Source organism: Hymenobacter gelipurpurascens (genome assembly GCF_900187375.1).
Lineage (GTDB): Bacteria > Bacteroidota > Bacteroidia > Cytophagales > Hymenobacteraceae > Hymenobacter > Hymenobacter gelipurpurascens.
In genome coordinates, this window is record NZ_FYEW01000001.1 from 2,608,497 (window position 1) to 2,633,842 (window position 25,346).

Sequence of the window (25,346 nt, forward strand, 5' to 3'; positions counted from 1 at the left end):
CCGGCAAGATGCGCAAACACCATATAGGGTTGCCCATATATTCTATTTTCTCCCCTTAAGTGGCCTAGGCCACTTCTATGCTATACAGGCCGAACGGATAAAAGCCAGAAACCCGTTGCTGACACACATGTACAATGTGCCAGCAACGGGTTTCCGGGTGAGCGTTTGTAGCGGCTAGTACCGCATGGGCCTAGGCCTGCTTCTCTTGTAGCTTCTGCAGTTCCTTGTAGGTTTTCTGCGACTGCTCGTACTGGCGCTCCACTTCCTGGCGAATGCCGCCGCTGATGGATTGGTCGGCCAGAGCTTCCTGATAGGCTTTCAGGGCCCACTCTTCGCCGTAGATGTTGGAGCCGAGGATGGCTTTTTCATCGGAGCCGGTGATGGCGGCTTTGGCATCCATCCAGCCACGGTAGAGCTTGCCTTTTACCGTGGTGCTGGTTTGCCGCTTGCCACCCTGCTCGCGTAGGTAGCCATTTAGCTCGTTGGCAAACTGCTGGCTCTGGCTTACTAGCTGCTTGTAGAAGCCGCTGAGTGCCGGGTCCTGGCTTTCGGTTACGGCGCGGCGGTAGCCTTCTATGCGGTCATTCACGAAGTAGAGCAGTTCATGCAAAGCATCGGCCTTCTGGCCACTGCCTGCCTTGCCCGATTTTCCGCTGCGCAGTAATGAGCCAACACCCAGTACGAGCAGGGCACCACCCACCACTTTTTGGGTGGTGCTCAGGCGGCCTATCATGTCGCCCATGCTGCCCTGGTTAAGCCATTTGGTGGCCTTTTCGGTGAACGAATCTTCTGAGTTGTTAGGGCTATCGGTAGAGAAGGAACGGTAAGCGCTTGGTTGGTTGCTATTCGTGCCGGTTTTTTGCGAGTTCTGGTTCATGATCAGGGAAATAATAGGATGATAGACTATCTGAGAATACGGTATTCTATATCAATGAGTTGAATGTTCTTTCCACTTGCGCTATGAAAGATCAGCCATTACTGACGGGTCGACTGAGCTTTGCTAGGCGCATTCGGCCCCTAAAGAGCCTCAGCAGCTTTGCGCCTTTTGGTAATGGTTTCCCTGCATCAGTCATGACCGTGGCCGTTGTATCTTGCAGCCTTTTACTGGCTATATGATTTCTTCTTTGTTGCGCAATTCGCTGGGCCGTTTGCGGGTAGTAGGGTTTCTGGAAGGCGTTTCGTTTCTGGTGTTGCTGGGCATTGCCATGCCGCTGAAGTATCTGGCGGGCCAGCCGGAAGCGGTGCGCATAGTAGGAATGGCCCACGGTGTATTGTTTGTGCTCTATGTGCTGCTCGTGATTCAGGCCGGCATTGGGCACAGCTGGTCGTGGCGGAAGATGCTGCTGGCGCTGGTGGTTTCGGTGGTGCCGCTCGGGACCTTCTGGGCCGACAAGAAGCTGTTCCGGGAGTAGCAGCACCAGCCGGCTGGCGGCACAGCTCCGGCGGGCCTCGAAGCTAGCTGACCAAAGTGGCCTAGCGGGCATGACGCCGGTCATGTTGAAGCCCCCGGGGGTGGCCTAGCTTTGGGTTAATCATCTACCCAAAGCACCATGTCTGTTACCTCCACTTCTTTTCGCAGCGGCAGTTTGCTTGCTGGCGGCCACACGCCCCTTGGAGAAACCAAAGCCCAGGTTTTGCTCGAAAAAAACGGGCAAAAAGTCATCTTCAAAACCTTCAGGCAGGGCGAAGTAATGCCCACGCACGATGCCCCCATGGATGTGCTGGTAACCGTATTAGCGGGCCGCCTGATCATCACGGTAGACGGCACTCCCACTGAAGTAGAAGCCGGAGACTACGTCATTATTCCGGCTGGTGCGCCTCATGCCTTATCGTGCCGGGAGCCAGCCCGAATCCTGATTTACCGGTAGTTTCGGTATTCGCTTTTTTAGAAGAGCCTTCCTTTGGGAAGGCTTTTTTTATGCCTGAGTAGAGCCGGGAGAAACTACGTAATGCGGCGGTTACGGCTTCTAGCACTTGTCTTTACTAGGCCAGTCTGCGTGAGTTGTTAGTAATATTCCTGGAGGATATAACTACGATTAACTCCACTATATAGCACTATAAAAAATCCGTGCGCTTGGAGTGACCTGAGCATCTGGGTAAACATATATTTTCAGGAAATATTTCTACTATTTTCTATACCTAGAAGATGGCTTAGGAGCGTTTAACCGATGATTTATGCTTTTCAATAAGCCTGGTTTTTCTATATAGCAATAATTGCACTATTGCATTATTGCATAGACATACCTACCTTTTGTTAACAATTTGGAAATACTGCCGTCCTATAAATGCCGTAGTTTTGCCATTCTGTTAGGCTTACTGTTCTGCTCGGAACTTGTTTTCATCATTTCACGCTTGCTGGTGTATGCCCAAATCTTTACGACGTGCTTTGCACTGTTGGTTGCTTTTGCCGTGTCTGGCCCTACAACCGTTTTTGGCCTCGGCCAACTCGCAGGAAAACTTTGATACTGGCAGCAAGCCAGATTACCCCACCGGCACAGTAGCCCTACCCTCAGGCAGCTGGATTCTCAACGATGCCTTGCTGGGCACCGCCGATGCCGACCACAAAAATGGCCCTCAGGCGGTACGGTTGCAGCGCAATGGCCTCCTGACCATGGGGTTCTTTGTGCCCAATGGTGCCTCTACCGTTACGGTGCAGCACGCCATTTATGGCACCGATGCCAGCAGTAGCTGGGAGCTATGGGCCCAGTCCGAAGCCTGCAACTGCAACAAATGGACGAAAGTAGGCAGCACCGTACTGACCACTAGCAGCACACTGCAAACGGCCGCTTTCACCGTAAATATCCCTGGCAAAGTAAAATTCGAGATTCGGAAGACGTCGGGTGGCCTAGCGCGGCTGGATATCGACGATTTTACCGTGACGGATTACAGCGGCGTCACGGAGCCGACCATTGACAACGTCAATCTGGCGCTGGGCAACCCCAGCGGCGCCGTAGCCGACCCCAGCTACCCCAACAACTACCTGTTGGCAAAGCCGCAATATGTAGTGGGCTACAACCGCGACCAAGGCAAACCCAACTGGGTAAGCTGGCATCTGGAAGCCGCAGACGTAGTATCGCTGGCCAACCGCCAGGACGACTTCCGCAATGACACTTCCCTGCCCGACGGATGGTACCAGGTGCAAGGCACCAGCTACGTAGGCAGCGGTTTCGATAGGGGGCACAACTGTCCTTCCGCCGACCGCACCTCCAGTGTGGAGAACAACTCGGCTACGTTTCTAATGACCAACATGATGCCCCAGGCGGCGGATAATAACCAAGGACCCTGGGCTGTTCTGGAGGGCTACACCCGCGATATTCTGCCTGGCAATGAGGTATACATTATCTGCGGTAGCTATGGTGTAGGTGGCACGGGGGTAAACGGATACATGGAGTCCATCGACCAAGGCCGCATTACGGTGCCTAACCGCACCTGGAAGGTGATTGTGATTCTGCCCGTAGGCGACAACGACGCATCGCGCGTGTCGGCTACTACGCGCGTCATTGCCGTGGACATGCCTAACACCAACGGCATCCGCAACACGAGCTGGGGCACTTTCCGCACCAGCGTAGATGCCATTGAGCAAGCTACCGGCTACGATTTGCTTTCGCAGCTCTCCGTTGAGGTACAGACCGCCATCGAATCGAAAGTCGATGCGGGTCCGGTTCAGTAGCCTTCAGTTTTCCTTTCCAACAGGTTTTTGCGGCATTGCTGTCACTATATGAAGCATACTTCTAATCATTCCTCCCTTTTGGGGCGGGCACGAAAGCTGGTTTCGGGGCTGCTTACTGGCCTAGCAACCACCGGGCTGCTGGCTACCTCTTTCTCCGCTCATGCTCAGCTTAGCTTAACCAGCTCGGCCCCGGTTACCGAGACGTTCGATGGCCTAGGCACCGCCGTCGGCAGCGTTCCGACGGGCTTTGTGCTGGCGGCCGGTGCTACAGGCATCAGCTACACCAACCCGGCCAACACCACCCTGACGACGCGGATAGGGGGCACTAGTGGCACCAACGCCATGAACAGTAGCTCTGCCGGCGGCGCGTATAACTTCGGTAATGGAGTGACGGCGACGGCCACTGATCGGGCACTGGGGTTCCTTTCGTCTAGCAGTTTTTCGGCTCCTCGTCACCTGCTGCTGGCCATCCGCAACAACACCGGCACGACCATCACGGATCTGGCAGTGGCCTACGATGTGGAGAAGTACCGCACTGGCATCAACCCCTACGAGTGGCAGTTCTTCACCAGCCCCGATGGCACCACCTGGACGCAGCCAGCCAACATGGTAGTGGCGTACGGCGCCGATGGCGCCAACGCCGTGGTAAATCCGGCGGCTACTACCTCCAAAACCTTTACTCTGAGTGGCCTAGCACTGGAACCCGGCGCTACTACTTACCTGCGGTGGTCATACGTGGGCACGCTGGGCAGCACCAATGCGCAGGCGCTGGGGCTTGATAACCTCAAACTTACGCCTACCCTACTGGGTGGCACGCCCGCCGCTACCATTGCAACGGGCAGCGTACCGACCACGCCCTTCTGCGTTACAAACACGGCCGGTAGCAGTGCTTTTGCAGTGGCCTACACCAGCAGCGGCAGCTACACGGGCAGCTACAAAGTGCAGCTCTCAGATGCCAGCGGCGTTTTCCCAACCAGCACTACGGTTGGCATTATCGGCACTGGCAGCAGCTCGCCTATTTCGGCCAGCATTCCGGCCGGCACGCCCAGCGGCACCCGGTACCGCGTGCGGGTACTCAATGATGCTCCCGCTACCTACGGCGCCGATAATGGCGCTGACCTGACCGTTAGCCTCACCCCCGATTCCAACCCGGTTACCGTTTCACCAGCCTCCGCCCAAACCGTCCCGACGGATGGCATCGGCGCTACGCTCGCGGCTTCGGCGGCGGCTACCTCTACTTACTCCTGGCAATTTAGCACCAGCCCAACGGGTACATACACGTCCATTGGCGGCGCTACGTCGGCTTCCTACCTAGTGAAAGGCTCCAGTTTCCCAGGTGCTGGCACGTACTACCTTGTTGCCCAGGCTACTATCACCACCAGCTGCGGTACGCTTACTACCCAGAGCGAGCCGATTGCCGTAACGGTATCGGCGCCGGTGGTGCCGCCGGGCGTGCAGGTTTCGGCCACTGGTCTGCCCAACTTTGGCAATACGGTGGTGGGTGCCGCTACGCAGCAAAAGACCTTTACCGTGAGCGGCACTAGTCTGACTGGCCCCATCACCATTACGCCCCCGGCTGGTTTCGAAATCCGGACTGGCAACAGCCCGTTTGCATGCTGCGCCATTGTGCTCTCGCCAGTGGGCGGAAGCGTGCCCAGCACTACCATTGAGGTGCGTTTCACGCCTACTGATGCGCAAGCCGCGCAGGCCTCTATTCCGGTGGCTACTACTGGCCTAGCCACGCAATCGGTAGCCGTAAGCGGGACGGGCATTGCCGCTGTTTATCCGGCTACGCTCAGCACTACCCCGGTTTCAGACCTTACTCCTACCAGCGCCACTACCGGCGGCGAGGTAGCTACCGACGGCGGCAGCGCCGTAACGGCCCGCGGGGTGTTGTGGGCTACCACCGCCAACCCCGTTCTGGGCGCTTCGCAAACTACCAATGGTGCTGGCATCGGTACTTTCAGCAGCCCGCTGACTGGCCTACTGCCCGGCACTACTTACTTTGTGCGGGCCTACGCCACCAACGCCACCGGCACTACTTATGGCGAGGAGTTTTCCTTCACGACGGTTACTGTGCCGCTGGCCGCAGAGCCTACTGCTTCCGGCACCTTGTCGGCCAGCCTGGTTACAAGCAGCTCCGCCCAGCTAAACCTGAGCGGCGGTGATGGCACGAAATACCTGGTGGTAGGCCACCTCGGCAGCGCCGTAGATGCTGATCCAGTAGATGCTACCACCTATACCGCTGACCTCGCTTTCGGGACGGGCAGCGTGCTGGGCAAAGGCAACTTTGTGGTGTACAACGGCACCGGCAACAACATCACTGTTACTGGCCTACGCCCCAATACCTCGTACTACTTCAGCGTGTTTGCCTTCAACGACAACAACACGCCCTACGCAGAGAACTACCTGACGACTTCGCCGGGAACTGTAGAGTTAACTACTCCGGCTCTGGCTCCTACGCTTCTGCTGGAAGAAAACTTTGAATACGCGGCGGGCTCCTTGCTCACGGCCAATAACTGGACGGCGCATAGTGGCGCCGGCAACCGCCCCGTGGCCGTTACTTCCACCGGCCTTTCATTCGCTGGCTACAACCTGCAAAGCGGCAACGCAGCGGCGGTTGCTGCCAACGGCGAAGACGTGAACCGGGCATTTGCCCCCGTGTTTGCCCGCACACCGGTGTATGCATCGTTCCTGGTGAATGCCTCTAATGCCTCCACCACCGGTGACTACTTCTTCCACCTGGGCCCTCAGACGATTGGCACCACATTCCGGGCCCGGGTATTTGCGCGCAAGACGGCAACGGGCAAAGTGCAGTTTGGCATCAGCGGTTCCGGCACTGCCGTGTATGCCCCCGAGGAATACGCTCTGAACACGACGCACTTGCTGGTGGTGAAATACACCTACGATGAAGCCGGCAACACGAGCACGCTCTTCATTGACCCCAGCACAACGGCCACCGAACCCAGCACTGCCGCGGCCAGCGTAACAGAGACCGGCACCATCGATAATATCGGCGCCGTGGCCCTCCGCCAGGGCACGAACTTCCCTACTCTGGTAGTTGATGGCATCCGGGTGGGTACTACGTACCGCGTGGCCCGTACTGGCCTCACCTGCACCGACCCTGTGCTAACCGTACCGACACTGGCTACAGCCCAGACTACGGCGGAGCAGTGCGGTGCCTCAGTGGTGTTTGCCGCTACCGCTTCGGCGGCTGGCACACCTGCGCCGGCCATTACCTACTCCATCGAGAAAGAGGGCGTAACGACGGCCATTACCTCGCCCTACCTCTTCCCGGTAGGTACTACTACCGTTACGGCCACCGCTACCAACGCCTGCGGCACCGACACCAAAACCTTCACGGTGACGGTGGAAGACAAGCAAGCACCCGTGGCCCTGACGCAACCCCTGACCGTGGCCCTGAGCCAGGGTACGGCTACCATAACGGCGGACCAGGTAAACAACAGCAGCTCCGATGCGTGTGGCATTGCTTCGCTAAGCCTGGACCGTACCTCGTTTAGCTGCGAGAACATCGGTGAAAACACCGTGACGCTGACGGTTACGGATGTGCATGGCAATACCTCCACGGCAACGGCCACTATCACGGTAACGGGCGAAATTCCGAAGCCTGCCATTGCCGTTACGCCTGGCTCTAGGGTATATACGGGTGGCATTGCTACCAATCTGTACCTGGGCTACGGTCCGCAGAGCGCCACGCTTACCGCATCGGGCGGCGTCAGCTACAGCTGGAGCCCCGCCACTGGTCTCAGCAGCGCTACCAGCGCGGCCCCGGTATTCACTGCCAGCACACCAGGTGTGTTTACCTTCACTGTTACCGTTACCAGTGCCTCGGGCTGCACCGCCACCAAGAGCGTGACCCTGACTGTCCGTGACGTACGCTGCGGCAACAAAAACGATAAGGTGAGTGTGTGTCATAAAGGCAAACCTTCCTGCATATCGGCGGGAGATGTGGCGGACCACCTCAGCCACGGCGACCAGCTGGGCGACTGCTCAACGGATGGCCTGACGGCTACTTCCTCGGCCAGCTCGCAGCTATCAGGCCAAGCCACGCTGGCAGCAGTGTTCGAGGCCTATCCCAACCCGTTCACGGACCGCACGGTGGTACACTTCCGGGCCGCTACTACGGGCCAGGCCCAGCTGCAGCTTTACAACTCGCTAGGCCAGCTAGTGAAGACGTACTACACCGGCATCGCGCAAAGCGGCCAGAACTACGAGTACACGGTAGATGGCAGCACGCTGCCTGCCGGTATCTACATCGGCCGCCTGGTGCTCGATGGCAAGATGCAGAACCTGCGCCTCGTTCTGTCGAAGTAACCGGCTTCTCTAGGCCACTACACAAGAAAAGGGGAACCGGCAGCGGTTCCCCTTTTCTTGTGTAGTGGCCTAGCCATTCAGCAAAAATGTATATATTAACTATTGAATAAACCTCCTCCTATGATGCCCACATTTCAGAAAGACCAGGGAGCCCAGCAGGTTGTAATTATCTGCATTTGCCTGCTGCTAAGTGCGGCACTGCCGCTTTGGGGCGAAGGATTGTTTGTGGATAAAACGGGAAACTTCTCCACCAGTCCGGCCCTAACAGTAGGCTTGCTGATGGCGCTGTTGCTGCGCTGGCGCCCGGCCCGCACCATCTTGTTTATCCTCACTATCCTCTACCTGTGCGTAGATTATTTCGCTTTTTCCCATGCGCCTGATAAAATAGGCTTCCTGCTTGTGGCCCCGCTGCACCTGACGGCCTTCCTCCTCTTGGGTTTCTCACGTAGCGTACAGCAGCATTTCCTGCGGCCTGCTTCTCAGGAACAAGTGGCCTAGACGCACAGAAAGCCCTTCATCAAAAAAACGAGCATCCCATCAGGTGCTCGTTTTTTTGATGGCCTACCCTGACTGGCCTAGCGCAAGCCTGCCTGCGCCACTCGCGCCGTCACGAGCAGCTGACCTACGTGGCGGGTAGTATGCTCGGCGGCGTGCACCAGCAGCCCCATCACGGTGCTGGGCAGCTGCTGGCGCCCCACCGCCCGAAACTCCGGCAACGAGGCCTCCGACGTAGTGCGTAGCGTGGTCAGCATTTGGTCTACGGCCTCCTGAAAACGTTGCACCAGCTCTGCGGTGGTATTGGGTAAGGCGGGGCCATCTTTTTCAGCAGCTAGGTACCGGAACTGGGCTTCCGTGAGCGGCTCCTGGCGCGCGTAGGCCTGCATGCGGTCCAGCACGCCGGCCAGGTGGCGCAGATGAAACCCCACGGAGGCCACCCCAGCGGGCCGAGCCTCCAGCAGTTCATTGGGGAAGTGGCCTAGGGCGGTTTCTACTTCATCGCGGGCCTGCAGCAGGGCATGGGCCAGCGGCTGAAGCAAGGGGGCTACATCGGGCAGCGGACCGCGCAGCCAGACTTCGGGGAGAGCAACTGAAGACATAGCCAGGAAACCGAATAAGCCCGGCCAGGGTTGCAGCGTCCGGGCTTTCGGGCCACAGAAGTTTTTCTCAGAAGTGCCTGGTTCCCGCTAGTAGGCCTATCTTTAAGCCCATGCTTCAACCTTCGCAGCGTGGAGTGGCACTACCCGCTTCCCCTTACCGCAAACTTAGTCCGTACGCCGAGGCTGCCCGCCAGCGCGGTATCACGGTGCATCCGCTCAACATCGGGCAGCCCGATATTGAAACGCCTCCGGCCATGCTGGCGGCCGTGCAGCAGGCCGATATCCGGGTGCTGGAATACGGACCTACGGCGGGCACCATGAGCTACCGCGAGAAGCTGGCCACCTACTATCAGAACCTGGGCCTGCAGGTAACGGCCGAGGATATTCTGGTGACAACCGGCGGCAGCGAGTCCATTTCGTTTGCGCTGCTGGCCTGCCTCAACCCCGGCGACGAGTTTATTGTGCCGGAACCATTCTACGGGCCCTACAACGCGTTTGCCATTTCTACCGGCACGCACGTGGTAGCCGTGGCCTCGCACCTGGAAAACCACTTTGCACTACCACCCATTGAGGAGTTTGAGCGCAAGATTACCCCGCGCACCAAGGCCATCCTCATTTGCAGTCCCAATAACCCTACGGGCTACGTGTACAGCCGCCAGGAGCTGGAGCAAATCAAGGACCTCTGCCTGCGCCACAACCTGTATCTGCTCTCCGATGAGGCCTACCGGGAGTTTTGCTACGATGCCGAATATACCAGCGCCCTGCACCTGCAAGGCGCCGACGACCACATCGTGCTGCTTGATACCATCTCGAAGCGCTACAGTGCCTGCGGGGCCCGCATCGGGGCGCTGGTCACCAAGAATAAGGCCCTCCGCGACATCGTGTTCAAGCTGGCCCAGCTACGGGTGTGCCCCCCTGGCCTAGGCCAGCTGCTGGCCGAAGCGGCCGCCGACTTGCCCGAGGACTATTTCGACCACACCAAAGCCGAGTACCTGGCCCGCCGCGACCTGATGGTAAGCCGCCTCCGCGCCATGCCCGGCGTGCAGTGCCCCCTGCCGCGTGGCGCGTTCTACGTGCTCTGCCACCTGCCCGTCGACGATGCCGACCTGTTTGCGAAATGGCTGCTGGAGAAGTTCTCCTACCGCAACGAAACCCTCATGGTGTCGCCCGCATCCGGCTTTTATGCCACGCCTGGCCTAGGGCGTCAGCAAATGCGCATGGCCTACGTGGTAAACCAGGACGTTATCAACCGCGCCATGGATTGCCTGGAGGTAGCCCTACGCGAGTATCCAGGTCGGCAAGAGTAGCAGCGCAACCTGTCATTCCGAGTGCAACGAGGAATCTGGGTTAGCTTCCGGAATATCCCCCAGATTCCTCGCTGCATTCGGAATGACAGCTTTATGTGCTTTCCCGTATCTTCTGGGCTGATTCTTGCCTGTTTCCGCCCTATGAAACGCTTTCTACCTCTTCTGCTTCTGCCGCTGCTGGGTGCGGCATCAGGTCCTGCCCAGCAAGATTCTACCACGGTGCGGGCCCTGACATTGCGCATCAATGGGCAAGCAGTGGCGACGGACACCAGCAGCTCCCGCTTTTTCCTAAGCGATTCTCGCACGCTACGCCTCAACATTATCAGGGCCGATGACCCCGATGGGGAAGGCCTCACCATTCTGATTGACCGTTTCCCTATCCAGGCAGGCACCTACAGCTTCCAGGAAATCCTGAGTGGCCGCAACCGCGACGCCTCCTACCGCTTCGGCAACACAGCTGCCTACTCCAAATCGTGCCCCGATAATCCCGGCTCGGTTACCATCACGGCCGTGAATGGCGAGAAGCACTGGCTAGCCGGCTCCTACCGTTGTACCGTCTGCGAGTCGGGCCGCGGCGGTAAGCGCTTTACCATGGAAGGCACGTTCCGGTATCCGGTGGAAAAGGAGTAGTCAGTTGGCTACCTTGCTGATAAGCAACATCTATTCTAATGCTCTATCAGCTCGGCACCTCGATTGACTTCCTAATTATCCTTCTGGATTTTGTGGTGGTAGGCCTGTTAGTCTACCTAAGAAAACCGCGCGACACCTTCTACAAACTGTGGGCAATTTTGGCACTGGTACTGCTGGTGTTGCCATTGAGCGGATTTAAATTCCTATTCAGCTCGCCGGGTACGTTGGCCTCCTCACCTGGCCTTATCACCATCAGGAATCCTGAGCAGCGGATGGCCAAGCTGTATTATCTGCGGCATTACCCGAATGAGAAATGGCAAGTGGATTGGGTTGAGTATATGTGGTCTTCTGGGAAAGAAACAGTACTGGAAACGGAAGGACAAGATGGCCTGGAAGTGGCCTACAAACAAGCTAGAAAGTGGCATTATGCTCCCATTCGGTTTGATGGCTCTTACCAAACTAGTATCATCTTTCCGCAGGACTTCACGGCCGTAGATACTTCCGGCCACATTGAGGAGGCCGAAAACAGGCACCTGCTTGCGGAATGTATCACCTGGCTTTCCAACCTGCTTACTCTGTGCAGCATAGGCCTAGTAGGCCTCTTACTCATTAGAGGAATCCGGCGCATCAGGCCCGGTAAGCTTCGCCTGTGGGTTGGGGGTGTGGCCGTTTACCTCCGAGTGCACATTCAGTCGCCTGACAAGTAAAGCGTAACTGCTGGCAGCGCGTGAGAGTGTGGCAGATGGCTAGTAGCTTTAAGCTTTCCTGACGCGGCCATCGTAGGCCACAGCCACTTTCCTTCTTTTATGCATTTTTCTTTTCTCCGGACTGGCCTACTGGCGGGCGGACTCCTGCTGAGCTCTCTGGCGCAGGCCCAGTCGGTGGGCAATTCAGCGTTTGTAACCGATAGCCTCGACAGCTACATCCGGCGCGGCATGCGCCAATGGCAGATTCCGGGGCTGGCCCTGGTAGTGGTGAAAGACGGCAAGGTGGTAGTGCAGAAAGGCTACGGCGTGCGTGAAATGGGCAAGTCTGAGCCCGTGGATGCCAACACACTGTTTATGATTGCCTCCAACACCAAGCTGTTCACGGGCACGGCCCTGGCCAAGCTCGATGGGGAGAAGAAGATCAGCCTTGATGAAAAAGTAACCAAGTACCTGCCCGATTACCGACTCTACGATTCGGTGGCCTCCCAGATGGTCACGGTGCGCGACCTGATGAGCCACCACTTCGGCTTCAAGACCTTCCAGGGCGACTTCAGCTTTTTCAAGTCCAACCTGGAGCGGGGCGAGATTGTGCGGCGCATGCGCCTGATGAAGCCCGGCGGCCAGTTTCGGCGCGACTACGGCTACAGCAACTCCGGATTTGTGGCGGCCGGCGAGGTGATTCCGGCCGCTACCGGCGGTACCTCCTGGGAAAACTACGTGCAGCAAAACTTCCTGCAGCCGCTGGGCATGAGCAGTACGTTTGTATCAGGCGCGGGCTTTGCGCAACGCTCCAACATCGCCTACGCCTACTCCAACACGTTTGGGCCGCTGGCGAAAGTACCGTTCGATAACTGGGACAACATGGGCCCCTGTGCCAGCATCGTATCCAACGTAACAGACCTGGGTAAGTGGCTACGTTTTCAGCTGGATAGTGGCCGCTATGAGGGCAAGCAGGTGATGCCGTGGGCGGCGCTGCGCAAAACCCGCGACGCCAATACCGTTATCAGCTCCCGTAAATCAACCATCTATCCTACGCACTTCACCACCTATGGCCTGGGCGTGGAGGCAACCGACTACAACGGCCGGCAAACGTTCTGGCACACAGGCGGGGCCTCGGGGCAGGTGAGCAATGTGTGCTTTGTGCCCGAAGCCGGGCTGGGCATTGCTATTCTGACCAACAACGACAACCAGAGCTTCTTCGAACTGCTGCGCTACCAACTGCTCGACAGCTACCTGGGGGTGCCCTACGTAAACCGTAGCGCCCAGGGCCTGAAGCGCAAGCAGCAGTCCGAGGCCACCCAAGTTGACCCAACGAAAGCCCTGGCAGCCCGGGTTGCCAAAAAGAACAAGCCGGCGCTGCCGCTGAGCGCTTACGTGGGCGAGTTCGAGAACAAGCTCTTCGGCCACATCACCATCCGCCAGAAAGGCAAGCAGCTGCTGATCCAGTTCCCCACGCATCCGGGCCTCACCGCCACCCTCGACTACATGGATGGCCAGGAGTTCCGGACGACGTATTCCGACCTGGTTTTTGGGGTGATGCCGGCCAAGTTTGAGCTAGAGGGCAACAAGGTGAAGAACGTGGAGCTTCGCGTGAACGACTACGTGGAGTACGACCCCTACGTGTTCGTAAAGCTATAGCCCTAGGTCACTGCCAGCGCCATAAAAAAGACCGCTCACTCTTCACAATAGAAGAGTGAGCGGTCTTTTTTATGAACAGCTACTGTTATTCAGCGCTTAAATCGTAGCCAAGTCCAGCACGAAGCGGTACTTCACGTCGGACTTGAGCATGCGCTCGTAGGCCTCATTGATGTAGTCCATGCGGATGAGCTCGATGTCGGACATCACGTTGTGCTCGGCGCAGAAGTCCAGCATTTCCTGGGTTTCCTTGATGCCGCCAATCAGCGAGCCGGCAATGCGGCGGCGCTTAGCAATCAGGTTGAAGGCGTGCAGCTGTGGCGCTTCCGGCGGTACGCCCAGCAGCACCATCGTGCCATCTACGCGCAGGGTGTTGATGTAGGGCACCAGATCCATGGGCGCTGATACCGTATTGATGATTAGGTCGAAGTAATTCGACACCGATTTCATCGACTCCGCATCTTTGGTCACCACGAACTTGTGGGCACCCAGGGCTTTGGCATCAGCCTCTTTGTTGGGCGAAGTGCTGAATACCGTTACTTCGCAGCCCATAGCGGCGGCAAATTTCACGGCCATGTGGCCTAGGCCACCCAGACCCATTACGGCGACCCGGTCGCCGGTCTTGGCGTTCCACTGGCGCAGCGGCGACCAGGTGGTAATGCCGGCGCACAGCAGCGGCGCCACGCGGGCCAGATCCAGCTTCTCCGATACGTGCAGCACGAATTTCTCGGTTACCACCACTTGGTTGGAGTAGCCGCCGTAGGTGATAGTGCCGTCGCGGTCCTGGGCGCCGTACGTGCCCACGAATCCTTCGTCGCAGTACTGCTCCAGGCCCTGGTTACACTCGGGGCAGTGCTGGCAGGAGTTCACCATGCAGCCTACACCAGCCAGGTCGCCGGCCTTAAAGCCTTTCACGTGCGCGCCTACTTCCACTACGCGGCCCACAATTTCGTGGCCGGGCACCATGGGAAATACGGAGCCGCCCCACTCGTTGCGCACCTGGTGCAAATCGGAATGGCACACGCCGCAGAACAGAATCTCGATGCGTACATCATGCGCGCCTACATCGCGGCGCTGGAAATCAAAAGGAACCAGAGGAGCATTCACGGCCGGAGCCGCGTAGCCTTTTGCGTCAGTCATAAAAAAGCGGGTTATTGAGGGGAACTGCGGAAAATCAGCACAGAACCCTTCAAACTACTTTGGGTCATTGATTGTTTGCGCCGCCCCCGCTGCAACCCTACATTTTTCAGCTCATCCTTATACCTTACGGCTCCCAATCTCTCCCCTCAGCATTCCGCACATGACTCCTCAAACCCAACACACGCCCGTGACAGCTACCGGCGTCAAGCGTAATTCGCTGGGCCTACGCATCTGGCACTGGTCAAATTCCGCGCTGGTATCAGTTCAGCTAATCACCATTTTATTTATGTCGGTGATTATTAAGGTGAAAGGCTTAGCGCCCGATTTCAGCAAAGCGTTGGCCAAGCAAGGCGTGGATATTGCTCCCGAGAAGCTGCGCGGCCTCACGAGCATTGTGGCACACCGCATCTGGGACTGGCACATTTGGTTCGGTATTGCGCTGGCGGTGCTACTGGCCTACCGGGTGCTCGTAAGCTTTCAGCAGCGCGGCGGCCAGCGCACGGCGGCCAAACTAGCCCGCCTGAAAAACCGCGCTGCCCAAGGCGACTCTGAGGCCCGGCTGGGCGTATGGGTGCGCTACTCCTACCGCTTCTTCTACCTGGTGCTAACCGTGATGGTAATTACAGGTTTGATTCTCGTGTTTGAGGATTATTTCCGCGCCATCGAACACACAGCCAAGGAGATTCATAACTTCTCGATGTATATCGTTATTGCTTTCGTGGTAGCGCATATTCTGGGCGTGTTCCGCGCTGAGGTAACGCACGAGCCCGGCATCACCTCCGACATGATCCACGGCGGCGAACAGGTAGAGGCCTAGAACGACTTGCTACTTCAAAAAAGGACCGGCATGCTAAGCAAAGCATGCCAGTCCTTTTTGTGGTGCCGGGTAATCTGCCAAAGGCCTCTATTAGCCCGATACTAGCCTAGGAAGTGGCTTTGTCCATCTGCTGTTGCGCATCTTCCTGCGAGGCGGCTGGCTGCACGGGCGGTGCCTGCTGCTGGTCAGGCGTGTGCCAGCCTTTCAGAAGCATTTCCTCCACCTGCGCCTTCAGTCTCTTGACTGATTGATTGGAGAAGCGCTTCTGCAACGTGCGGCCAAACAGCCGAAACCCGATCCAGTAGAAGGGGTTGCGGATACGGCCCGTCTGCGAGAAGGCATGAATATGGAACTTTACGCGCCCGGTAGTGAGGTTTTTATGGACGGTAAACTCAATCTGGCCGCGCTCAAAGTGGCCTTCCAGGGTGCGGTAGTTGTAGCCCCACACCTGTTCCGCTTCTCCGTTGGGCAAGGGGCGCTGCTCATCCGTTACGTTGCCAATACGCACGCCAAACCAAAACGTAAAAAACAGAAATTGCCCGCGCAGCACCATCACGCGCTGCTCCAGGGGCTGATCGGGCAGGAAAATGCCGGTAATGAGGCCGGGCGGCGGAAACGTATAATTGCGCAACACCTCGCGGGCGGCCGCCCAGGAGCCATGCGCCTCCGGGGGGCCGGGTGTTTCGGTGGGCAGTTCGGTTTCGTAGTCGTCTACATGCCAGCCGTTGGCCACAGTATATTCGGCGGCCCGGTCGAGGTCGAAGTTGACGCCGGCGTTGGCGTAGGCCTCTAAGCGGGCTTTCTGGAGTTCGTACAGAGGGGCAGATTTAGGCATCGCGCGAGACGTGGGTTTCGGAGTCTGTCTGCTTAACGGTTTCTACGTGCACAGGACCGAGAATCAGGCCGCCGCTGGCTTCGCCCACCCGCTCACAGAAGGTTTCCCAGGTTTGCTGCTGCACCCGCTTGCCCATACCCAGCGTGTCGTAGGTGAAAGCCACCAGCCCGTCGCGCGAGCGAGCCCACGAGTGAATCTCAAAGCGCACAGTATCGGGCAGCGCGGGGTGCTTCTTCAGGGAAAATCGGATGCGGCCCGCCTCAGGGTGGTTTTCCAGAGTCACGAGCTCAAAAAAGTCTTCCCCGATTTTCGATACGCGCACATCGCCATTCCAGGGGCCCAGAATCTTGATGCGGAATTCATCATCCACATTCAGCTGGTGTTCAGTGCCCTTGGCTTTGCTAAAATCAGCCAGCAGATCGGGCGAGAAGTGGGGGATGTCATTTTTCACCTGCTCAAACAGCTCAGAAATCGGGCGGCTTGGGTGCTGCACATCAATCCAGTAGCGCCGCTCAAAAAGAGGGCCGCTGCCGGTGTCGGCGGTTTGCTCGGGTTTGTTGCTCATAGCGAAGGGAGTACGGAGAGTTCTAGGCCACCTAACGTGCGCGTTGGAGCCGGGGTTAGCGTAGCGCTCCGGCTTTCTCATTTGCCAGGCCACTGCCGGAACCTGCGCGGGCTTCTGCCAGTACACCAAACCTCCCCTCACTTGCTCCGCTATGGCCTACTACCGCCCCTACACGCCCCCCGCCGATCCGCTCATTGTACGCGACCTGACCAACCTGCAGAACGACATGCGCGCCCGCGTGCGGCTGGAGCCGCTGGCCGCCGAGCCCACCCTCATTGCCGGCTGCGACTCCTCGTTCCCGACCCCGGAAACCATCTTATCGGTATTTATCCTGATGCGCTTTCCGTCCCTGGAAATTGTGGAGAAAGTGTACGCAACCAGCGTGGTGCAGCTGCCTTACATCCCTGGCCTGCTGTCCTTCCGCGAAGCACCCAACGTGCTACTGGCCTACGAGAAGCTGCAGCAAAAGCCCGACATCATTATGGTAGATGGCCACGGCATTGCGCACCCACGCCGCATGGGCATTGCTGCGCACTTGGGCGTACTGCTCGATAAACCTACTTTCGGCGTAGCCAAACAGAAGCTCACCGGCACATTTGTGGAGCCTGGCCTCACGAAAGGCAGCATCTCGCCGCTCCTCGATAAAAATGGGGAGCTGCTGGGCGAAGTAATCCGCAGCAAAGACAAAATCAACCCGCTGTTTGTGAGCCCCGGCCACCGCTGCGACCAGGCTACCGCTACCCGCCTCACGCTGGCCTGCCTGCGCGGCTATAAGCTCCCCGAGCCCACCCGCCTCGCCGACCATTGGGCCGAAGAGTTTAAAAAAGAAGTGCGGTAACCAGGTTACCGCACTTCTTTCTAATAAGCTGCTTGAGCATTTCCCTAGGCCACTATTTCCTTCAACCAAGGAGCTATTTTCCGGCTGAGCCTGCGGCAGGAGCACCCAATGCTTTCAGGCGTTGCTCGGCATTGCTATTTTTGGGGTTCAGTTCCAGGGAGCGGCGGTAGTGCATGATAGCCGAAGAGGTATCCTTGTTGTTTTCATCGGCTTCACCCAGGCTATCGAAGAGGTTGAAGCTGTTAGGGTAGAGCTCGGTGCCAAGGCGGAAGATGGCTAGAGCTGCCGGCAGGTCGTGGGCGTCGCGCATCAGCTGATACCCCCAGTTATTAAGCGCGCCTTCGGAGAGGGTAAATGCGGCGTCCTGCTGCTGCACCCGCCGGTAGATTTCCAGTGCGTGGCCGAAGCCCTCCTGGGCCAGCGCGGCTGCAAAGCCAGCCTGCGTGGGCACGGGGCCGGTTTGGGCCGGAAGGTGGTAGACCCGGGCCATATGCGCCGGTACGCCATTTTGGGCGGGTGTGCGGTTCAGGAACTGCTGGCCAGCTGGAGCTATCTTTAGGGTGGCGTTCAGGAATTCTAATGTGTAACGGCAGGTCCAGTGGTAAGCGGCTTCCACTTCGGCGCGGGAGTACTCCATGAAGTGCTCTGGTTGAGCCACGCGCAAAGCCACCGTGGAGAAATCCAGATGCTCCATGGGATTCATCACTACGTGGTATAGGTCGGCGTACTTGGCCTCATTGAGCAGCATTGATGAGGTTTCCATCTCGTTGGCACTCAGCTCCCGCACCGATTCGGGCCGGCGCTGCACGTACAGCCACGGCACCGTGAGCTGGGTGCGCGATACGGCTTTGGTATTGTCGCGGTACTGGGTTCCATCGAAGCTGACCAACGCCTGAATGCGCGAGTCTTGGGAAGCCGCCAAGGCATTGGCGAGGCCACCCCAACTCCAGCCCGCGGCAGCTACATGGGCCATATCGGTCTGCGGTAAGCTTTGGGCATACGACAGCAGAAACGCCATATCGCGGGCCTGACTGTCGAGTCCTTCCTGGTCAAAGTTCATGAGGCTAGTGTGCGTGCCCAGGCTGCGGCTGGCCAGCACTACGTAGCCGTGGCTGGCGAGGTATTCGCATAAGTCGGCCGCGTCGTGCGCTGTGCTGCCGCCACCGGCCGCATAAATCACTACCGGAAATTTGCCGGCAGCAGTAGCAGCATTCCGTACGGCCCACATGCGCTGATCAAATAGTTTCTGTGCCTGCTTCTGCCCTACTCTGGCGGCCACCCACTGTAGCTTATTAGCCAAGAAAGCGTCGGTTTCTGCATCGGTTCGGGTGAAGTTCTCATCAGTAGCTTCGGTGCGCAGATAGTCCGCATACCGAATGGGAGTTCCTCCCTTCTGGGCGGGGTACCACACCAACGTCTGTACGGGCCGGGCCCGCTCGCCAGTGACTGGCTTCCCGGTTACGGCATCGGTGCGGCCTTTATAGGCCCTCGTGTAGTCATATTGTTGCACCACCCGCATTCCTACGGCGTGTGGCCCGCGCGTGAGTCCGGCAAAACCAGATTCTGCCTGCGCAACATAGCCCATACTACACAGTAGCACGAGCAGAACGATGCGAAGTATTCCAGAGCGTAACATAAGAAGAAGATTGAAAAGGCTAGCAAACTCCTGATGCCCAAACATACAAACTGCTACTATGCAATGCAAGGTACTTTGCATAAAAAAATCAATATTCGACTCATTGTGGGCTGGCGTACCACACTGCTAGGCCAGTCGCTGTACTTCCGCCTGCAGCTTCGCCAATGACTCGCCTGCTTCCGACGACAGGCCTAGCAACCGAGCTACGGCGGCATACACCATCTGCGGTCCGCTAGCTTCTGCCAGTATTCCGCGCTGATGGCCGGCCTGCGTTGATTTGGAGAGCTTCTGCCCATGCTCATCCGCCAGCAAGCCGTGGTGCAGAAACTGTGTTTTCTGGAAGCCTTCCGCCTTCGGCAGGTACTGACCTAGCCACAACTGGGCGGCGGTGCTGGGCAGCAAGTCCAGCCCACGCACAATAAGCGTGGTGCCCAGTCGCACATCATCCAGCACCGAGGCTACCTGATACGCCGCTACGCCGTCCTTCTTGCGCACCACAAAATCGCCTAGCGACTGGCCTAGCGGCACCACCATAGGCCCTTGACCTAAATCAGGGAAGCTGATTTGGGCGGCTTCTGGTACGTGGGCGCGCCAGGCCACATCCGTAGCATCAATCGGCAGCTGAACGGGGCGGCAGGTGCCGGGGTAGCGGCCATCGAGCAGGGCCAGCCGGGCTAGCTCCGTGCGGGAACAGCGGCAGGCGTAAAACAAACCGGGGTAAGTGGCCTGGGCCACTTGCAATGCGGCTTTATAGTGGCCTAGAAAGTAGCGCTGGGAATAGTGCCGCTCGAAATCATCGGGGCCGTTGGGGCCGTGGTCGTAGTCGAGGCCGAGCCACTCCAGGGTGCGGAAGATGTTCTCTAAGTACGCGGGCCGGAACCGGGCGCGGTCCAGATCATCGATGCGCAGATGCAGCTGACCCTCGGCGCGGCGCACCAGCAGCCACGTCAGGGTAAAATTGACGGCGTTGCCGAGATGCAGAAAGCCGCTGGGCGTGGGCGCCAGGCGCGAAACAACAGGAGAAGCAGGAAATTCCATAGGCCAGTCGGCTGGCAAAATACAGCCTTCCGGCGCAATGCGGCCCAACCAGCGGCGCCAGGCCACTTCCCTCCTACTTCTGCAACAAGCCATTGCGGCCCTTCTCAATACATAGACTGATATAAATATTTTGGTTAAGCGAGAACTTTTGACATTTAACCTATGTATGTACATATATTACATTACCTTTGAACCCTGAACCACTGGCCTAGGCCACTTTTCACCTTAGATTATGCAAACGCTCCTTCATACCGCCGACTCTCGCGGACACGCCAGCCACGGCTGGCTCAACTCTTACCACACGTTCAGCTTCGCGGGCTACAACAACCCACAGCGCATGCATTTTGGGGTATTGCGCGTGCTGAATGATGACACCGTGGCGGCGGGAAACGGCTTCGGCACCCACCCCCACGATAACATGGAAATCATTAGTATTCCCTTGGAGGGCACGCTGGAGCACAAGGACAGCGCCGGCAACCACGGCATTATCCGGAGCGGTGATGTGCAGGTGATGAGCGCCGGCACGGGCATCGCGCACAGCGAAAAAAACCACAGCCACACGGAGCAGGTGAAGTTCTTGCAGATCTGGGTGTTCCCGAACAAGCGCAACGTACCATCTCGCTACGATCAGCAGACCTTCCGGGCCGAAGACCGCCACAACCAGTTCCAGCAGGTGCTTTCCCCGAACCCCGATGATGCCGGCGTCTGGATTCACCAGGACGCGTGGTTCCATCTGGCCGATTTTGATGCCGGTTTCGAAGCCGAGTATCAAGTGAAAAAGCCCGGTAACGGCGTGTATGTGTTTGTGCTGGAAGGCGATGCCACGGTGGCCGGCCAGGCTCTGCACCGCCGCGACGGTTTCGGCGTATGGGACACGACTTCCTTCACCGTACAAGGCGATTCAAACACTCGCCTGTTGTTGATGGAAGTACCCATGGACCTCTAGGCCAGTCGGAACTGTACCGCTGTCATGGCGAGCCGGAGGCGAGGAAGCTGGGTTACTGGCCTAGAAGCCAACTCATATTCCTCCCTTCGGTCGGCATGACAACACTATCATAAAATCAGCGCATCAACTTATCATGAAAACTGCCGTCACCGCTTATCCTATTCAGGAGAGCATCAGCAAGCGTTGGAGCCCGCGTTCTTTCGCCCAGCAGCCCGTAGATCCGGAAACGCTCAACCAGGTGTTTGAAGCCGCTTCCTGGGCTCCCAGCGCCATGAATGAGCAGCCTTGGCGCTACATCTACGCCCATAAGTCGGACCAGGAAAGCTTCCAGAAAATGGTAGACTGCCTGCTCCCCGGCAACCAGCCCTGGGCCAAGAATGCGCCCGTCCTGATCCTGGCTCTGGCCAAAACCCACTACGATAACGGCACGCCCAACGGCGCCGCCCTTCACGACCTGGGTATGGCCAACGCCAACCTGATTACAGAAGCAACCGCGCTAGGCCTGCACGGCCACTTCATGGGCGGCTTCGATCAGGCCAAAACCCGCGAGCTGTTTGAGCTGCCCGAGTCGCTGCAGCCGGTGGTCATCATTGCCTTGGGCTACATCGGCGAAGCCGAGCAGCTGGAGGAGCCCTTCCTGAGCCGCGAAAAGGCCCCGCGCCAGCGCAAGCACCACGCCGATATTGCTTTCCGCAACCAGTTACCCAATTAGGTTATGCCATTTCGTATTACATCGGCCGCCGACCGTGGCCTGAAAGACATTGGGTGGCTGCAAAGCAACTTTTCGCTCAGCTTCGGCCCCTACGCCAACCCAGAGCGGGCTGGCTTTGGGCTGCTGCGCGTGTTCAACGACGATTTTGTACAGCCCGGCAACGGGTTTGGCCTGCACGCCCACGCCAACATGGAAATCATTTCCATTATGCTGGCCGGCAGCATGAACCACATTGACTCCTTGGGCTATAAGGAGGTGGTGCACAAAGATTGGGTGCAGATTATGAGCGCCGGCAGTGGCCTACGCCACGAGGAGCACAACGTGGGCGACGACGAGGTGAACTTCCTGCAGATCTGGATTGAGCCTAAGCTGCAGAACGTGACGCCCCGCTATCAGCGCCGCCATTTCCCGCAGGAGAAGCGCCGCAACCAGCTCACCACGGTTGTCAGCAACGAGGAAGGCACGGCGCACTGCTGGATCAACCAGAACGCCAGGATTTCGCTAGGCCACTACGAGGCCGGCCAGCACCTGGAATATGCGCTCAATCCCCTGAATAAGTGCGTGTACATCTTCGTGATGGATGGCCACCTAACCGTGAACGGCCAGGCCGTGAGCCGGCGCGAAAGCATCGGTCTCTGGGAAACCAACCTGGTGCGTATAGAGGCTACAGCCGAGAGCCAGTTTATTGTGATTGAGGCCCCCGTCAATCATTAAATCCGGGCAGAAATGTCTCAGTAAAAAGCCTTTCCCTCACGGGAAAGGCTTTTTGCATTAAGCCCGTATAAGCGCCGCACGGCCAGTCTGGCGCAACTCTCTGATAGGTTGCAACTAGTACTAGAAAATTCGGGGCAATGTTCCGTCCTTTGTTTTATACTTCTTTCCTGCTTCCCGAATTGACTGTATGAAGATACTTCTCCTCACGTTGGCCCTGAGCGGTGCTGCACTCGGCCTCGCGCAGGCCCAGGAGCTGCCCTACCAGCTACCGCCTAAAGCTATTGCGGCCCTGGCCGATGCGCCACCTATTCCGCGCGTGAGCTTTGCCTCCAATGGCCAATGGATGCTGTTGCAGGATGTGCAGGCGATGCCCGCCATCTCGGATGTTTCGCAGCCGGAACTGCGCCTGGCTGGCCTACGCATCAACCCGCGCACCAATGGCGCCAGCCGCGTGAACTATGCCACCAACCTGCGCCTGCGCCGCCTGCCCGAGGGCAAGGAGCTGCTGGTGCAGGGTTTGCCGGCCAAAGCCCGCATCAGCGAGGTGCAATGGTCGCCGGACAACACGAAAATTGCCTTCACGCACACTACCTCCGACCACATTGAGCTGTGGCTGGTTGATGTAGCTTCGGCTTCGGCCCGCCTGGTCCCGAACCTGTTTCTGAACGGCATTTTCGGTTCCAGCTACGAGTGGATGTCGGATAGCAAAACCCTCATTGCCCGCGCCGTAGTAGGTGGCCGCGGCGAGGCGCCCAGCACTCTGGCAGCGCCAGCCGGCCCAGTTATTCAGGAAAATGTGGGCAAAGCCGCCGGCGCCCGCACTTACCAGGATTTGCTGCACACCCCCGTTGATGAACGCCTTTTCGATTACTATGGCCTAGCGCAGGTAGTGAAAGTGGGCCTCGATGGACGCATGGCACCACTAGGCCAGCCCGGCATTGTGCAGGAAGCCGAGCCCTCGCCCAACGGCCGCTTTATTCTGGTGAAAAAGCGCCACCGCCCCTACTCCTATACCCTGCCCGTGAGCAGCTTCCCGATGCGGGTAGAAGTCATCAACCTGGAAGGCTTGGTAGTAAAAGAACTGGCCGAGCTGCCGCTGGCTGATAACGTACCCACCAGCTTTGACGCCGTGCCCACTGGCCAGCGCCGCCACGGCTGGCGCGAAGACGCTCCCAACACCATTTTCTGGGTAGAAGCCCAGGACGGTGGCGACCCGAAGAAAACCACCGACGTACGCGACCGGATTTTTGCGCTGCCTGCTCCTTTCGATGGGCAGCCGCAGGAGCTGGCGGCTCTGCCGTTGCGCTTCCAGGACATCCATTGGGGTACCGATAAGCTGGCCCTCGTAGAAGGTCGCCGCTGGTCGGACCGCCACGAGACGATGTGGACGCTGGATCTGGCGACCAAAACCTCCCTCACCCCGCTCTTCGACCGCTCTACGCAAGACACGTACGCCGACCCCGGCACCCCTTACCTGACGCGCAACGCCCAGGGCCGCTACGTGCTGGCCACCGACGGCACCAGCGAATCTATCTATCTGCTGGGCACTGGCGCCTCAGCGGAAGGCGACCGTCCTTTCGTGGATGAGCTAAACGTACGCACCAAGAAAAGCCAGCGCTGGTGGCGCTCCGAGGCCCCTTATTACGAGGTGCCCGTGGCCTTGCTCGACCTCAACAAGCGTCTGTTCGCCACCCGCCGCGAATCAGCGCAGGAGGCCCCGAACTACGTGCTGCGCGATGCACGCAGCAATAAAGTGACGCCCCTCACCAGATTCGCCAACCCTTATGCCAGCCTCGGCAACCTGCAGAAGCAGGTACTGAAGTACAAGCGTGCCGATGGCGTGGAACTCACGGCCAACCTCTACCTCCCCCCAAACTACAAGAAGGAAGACGGCCCGTTGCCTACCCTGATGGAGGCCTACCCCGTAGAGTTCAAGAACAAAAAGGACGCTGGCCAGGTCAAAGGCTCGCCCTACACCTTCACGCGCCTCAACTGGGGCTCCCCCGTATTCTGGGTAACGCAGGGCTACGCCGTGCTGCAAGGCACCAGCATCCCGATTGTGGGCGAGGGCACCAAGGAGCCTAACGACACCTACGTAGAGCAACTCAAGGCTTCGGCTAAAGCCGCCATCGACGAAGGGGTGCGCCTGGGCGTGGTAGATGCCAAGCGCGTGGCCGTGATGGGCCACAGCTACGGCGCCTTCATGACCGCGAACCTGCTGGCGCACACCGACTTGTTTAAAGCGGGTATTGCGCGCAGCGGCGCCTACAACCGCACGCTTACGCCCTTCGGTTTCCAGGGCGAAGAGCGCACCTATTGGGAGGCGCCTGAGGTGTACAATCAGATGTCGCCGTTCAACTACGCCAATAAGATCAAGACACCCATTCTGCTGATTCATGGCGAGGCCGACAACAACTCCGGCACCTTCCCCATCCAGAGCGAGCGGTTCTACAACGCTCTGAAAGGCCACGGCGCCACGGTGCGCTATGTGGTGCTGCCAGCAGAGTCGCACGGCTACGCGGCCCGCGAGTCCATCATGCACATGCTCTGGGAAATGAACTCCTGGCTGGATAAATACGTGAAGAACCCCGGCAGCGCCGTAGCTACGCCCGAGGCCAGCAACGCCCCAGTTAAGTAAAGCATTCGGCTACTTTTCCCAGCAACCCTAGGCCACTAGCCTGGGGTTGTTTTTTTGCTCCTTAGTGACATACAACTTCTTCACTC

General features: G+C 58.3%; 22 protein-coding genes. 15 read left to right on the plus strand and 7 right to left on the minus strand.

The window, feature by feature from the left end; translation table 11 throughout:
• Positions 1-190: 190 nt before the first annotated feature.
• Entirely contained in the window at positions 191-877 is a 687-nt protein-coding gene (locus CFT68_RS11050; RefSeq protein WP_088843470.1) for a ferritin-like domain-containing protein, read from the minus strand.
• A gap of 235 nt (positions 878-1,112) precedes the next feature.
• Here CFT68_RS11050 and CFT68_RS11055 point away from each other — a divergent pair, with 235 nt between their 5' ends.
• From CFT68_RS11055 to CFT68_RS11075, 5 genes are all read left to right on the plus strand, one after another.
• Entirely contained in the window at positions 1,113-1,412 is a 300-nt protein-coding gene (locus CFT68_RS11055) for a DUF3817 domain-containing protein (RefSeq protein ID WP_088843471.1), read from the plus strand.
• Between the two features lie 138 nt (positions 1,413-1,550).
• The gene (locus CFT68_RS11060) at positions 1,551-1,868 is read left to right on the plus strand and encodes a cupin domain-containing protein (RefSeq protein ID WP_088843472.1); all 318 of its coding nucleotides are present in this window, start codon (positions 1,551-1,553) and stop codon (positions 1,866-1,868) included.
• A 563-nt stretch (positions 1,869-2,431) separates the two neighbouring features.
• Positions 2,432-3,670: a DNA/RNA non-specific endonuclease gene (locus CFT68_RS11065; RefSeq protein WP_170934768.1), complete on the plus strand. Its 1,239-nt coding sequence runs from the start codon at positions 2,432-2,434 to the stop codon at positions 3,668-3,670.
• A gap of 48 nt (positions 3,671-3,718) precedes the next feature.
• Positions 3,719-8,005 (plus strand): T9SS type A sorting domain-containing protein, encoded by a 4,287-nt coding sequence (locus CFT68_RS11070; RefSeq protein ID WP_088843474.1) that lies wholly within the window; start codon positions 3,719-3,721, stop codon positions 8,003-8,005.
• 120 nt (positions 8,006-8,125) lie between these two features.
• Positions 8,126-8,503: a hypothetical protein gene (locus tag CFT68_RS11075; RefSeq protein ID WP_088843475.1), complete on the plus strand. Its 378-nt coding sequence runs from the start codon at positions 8,126-8,128 to the stop codon at positions 8,501-8,503.
• Between the two features lie 77 nt (positions 8,504-8,580).
• On the opposite strand, the gene CFT68_RS11080 is transcribed toward CFT68_RS11075, so the two are convergent.
• On the minus strand, positions 8,581-9,102 hold the full coding sequence (locus CFT68_RS11080) for a DinB family protein (RefSeq protein ID WP_088843476.1): 522 nt from the start codon (positions 9,100-9,102) through the stop codon (positions 8,581-8,583).
• Positions 9,103-9,212: 110 nt separating this feature from the next.
• Between CFT68_RS11080 and CFT68_RS11085 the strand changes: the two genes are divergently transcribed.
• The 4 genes from CFT68_RS11085 (at position 9,213) to CFT68_RS11100 (ending at position 13,384) form a co-directional block, all read left to right on the plus strand.
• Positions 9,213-10,409: a pyridoxal phosphate-dependent aminotransferase gene (locus CFT68_RS11085; RefSeq protein ID WP_088843477.1), complete on the plus strand. Its 1,197-nt coding sequence runs from the start codon at positions 9,213-9,215 to the stop codon at positions 10,407-10,409.
• A gap of 141 nt (positions 10,410-10,550) precedes the next feature.
• Complete coding sequence (locus CFT68_RS11090) at positions 10,551-11,039, plus strand: hypothetical protein (RefSeq protein ID WP_088843478.1); 489 nt, start codon at positions 10,551-10,553, stop codon at positions 11,037-11,039.
• Positions 11,040-11,077: 38 nt separating this feature from the next.
• Entirely contained in the window at positions 11,078-11,746 is a 669-nt protein-coding gene (locus tag CFT68_RS11095) for a hypothetical protein (protein ID WP_088843479.1), read from the plus strand.
• Between the two features lie 99 nt (positions 11,747-11,845).
• Positions 11,846-13,384 carry a serine hydrolase gene (locus CFT68_RS11100; RefSeq protein WP_088843480.1) on the plus strand — a complete coding sequence of 513 codons (1,539 nt, stop codon included), beginning with the start codon at positions 11,846-11,848 and terminating at the stop codon, positions 13,382-13,384.
• Between the two features lie 96 nt (positions 13,385-13,480).
• Here CFT68_RS11100 and CFT68_RS11105 read toward each other — a convergent pair whose 3' ends face one another.
• Positions 13,481-14,521: an NAD(P)-dependent alcohol dehydrogenase gene (locus CFT68_RS11105; protein ID WP_088843481.1), complete on the minus strand. Its 1,041-nt coding sequence runs from the start codon at positions 14,519-14,521 to the stop codon at positions 13,481-13,483.
• A gap of 160 nt (positions 14,522-14,681) precedes the next feature.
• Between CFT68_RS11105 and CFT68_RS11110 the strand changes: the two genes are divergently transcribed.
• The gene (locus CFT68_RS11110; protein WP_088843482.1) at positions 14,682-15,338 is read left to right on the plus strand and encodes a cytochrome b/b6 domain-containing protein; all 657 of its coding nucleotides are present in this window, start codon (positions 14,682-14,684) and stop codon (positions 15,336-15,338) included.
• A gap of 106 nt (positions 15,339-15,444) precedes the next feature.
• Here the strand turns inward: CFT68_RS11110 and CFT68_RS11115 are convergent, their stop codons facing one another.
• Positions 15,445-16,173: a DUF1990 domain-containing protein gene (locus CFT68_RS11115; protein ID WP_088843483.1), complete on the minus strand. Its 729-nt coding sequence runs from the start codon at positions 16,171-16,173 to the stop codon at positions 15,445-15,447.
• Positions 16,166-16,738 carry a DUF1990 family protein gene (locus tag CFT68_RS11120; RefSeq protein WP_088843484.1) on the minus strand — a complete coding sequence of 191 codons (573 nt, stop codon included), beginning with the start codon at positions 16,736-16,738 and terminating at the stop codon, positions 16,166-16,168. The genes CFT68_RS11115 and CFT68_RS11120 overlap by 8 nt, the downstream gene beginning before the upstream one ends.
• Before the next feature lie 151 nt (positions 16,739-16,889).
• Between CFT68_RS11120 and nfi the strand changes: the two genes are divergently transcribed.
• Entirely contained in the window at positions 16,890-17,576 is a 687-nt protein-coding gene (gene nfi / locus CFT68_RS11125) for a deoxyribonuclease V (RefSeq protein WP_088843485.1), read from the plus strand.
• Positions 17,577-17,649: 73 nt separating this feature from the next.
• Here the strand turns inward: nfi and CFT68_RS11130 are convergent, their stop codons facing one another.
• Positions 17,650-19,212: a dienelactone hydrolase family protein gene (locus tag CFT68_RS11130; protein WP_212590385.1), complete on the minus strand. Its 1,563-nt coding sequence runs from the start codon at positions 19,210-19,212 to the stop codon at positions 17,650-17,652.
• Positions 19,213-19,338: 126 nt separating this feature from the next.
• Positions 19,339-20,250, minus strand: coding sequence for a glutamate--tRNA ligase family protein (locus CFT68_RS11135; protein ID WP_088843765.1), 912 nt, complete (start codon positions 20,248-20,250; stop codon positions 19,339-19,341).
• A gap of 232 nt (positions 20,251-20,482) precedes the next feature.
• On the opposite strand from CFT68_RS11135, the gene CFT68_RS11140 reads away from it, so the two are divergent.
• The 4 genes from CFT68_RS11140 to CFT68_RS11155 all read left to right on the plus strand — a co-directional run bounded on the left by CFT68_RS11140 (position 20,483) and on the right by CFT68_RS11155 (position 25,260).
• Positions 20,483-21,196, plus strand: a complete 714-nt coding sequence (locus CFT68_RS11140) for a pirin family protein (RefSeq protein ID WP_088843487.1) — start codon at positions 20,483-20,485, stop codon at positions 21,194-21,196.
• Between the two features lie 133 nt (positions 21,197-21,329).
• On the plus strand, positions 21,330-21,908 hold the full coding sequence (locus tag CFT68_RS11145; RefSeq protein WP_088843488.1) for a nitroreductase family protein: 579 nt from the start codon (positions 21,330-21,332) through the stop codon (positions 21,906-21,908).
• Between the two features lie 3 nt (positions 21,909-21,911).
• A complete protein-coding gene (locus CFT68_RS11150) occupies positions 21,912-22,622 on the plus strand; it encodes a pirin family protein (RefSeq protein WP_088843489.1) in 711 nt (236 codons plus the stop codon).
• 187 nt (positions 22,623-22,809) lie between these two features.
• Positions 22,810-25,260, plus strand: a complete 2,451-nt coding sequence (locus CFT68_RS11155) for an alpha/beta hydrolase family protein (RefSeq protein ID WP_088843490.1) — start codon at positions 22,810-22,812, stop codon at positions 25,258-25,260.
• Positions 25,261-25,346: the final 86 nt, after the last annotated feature.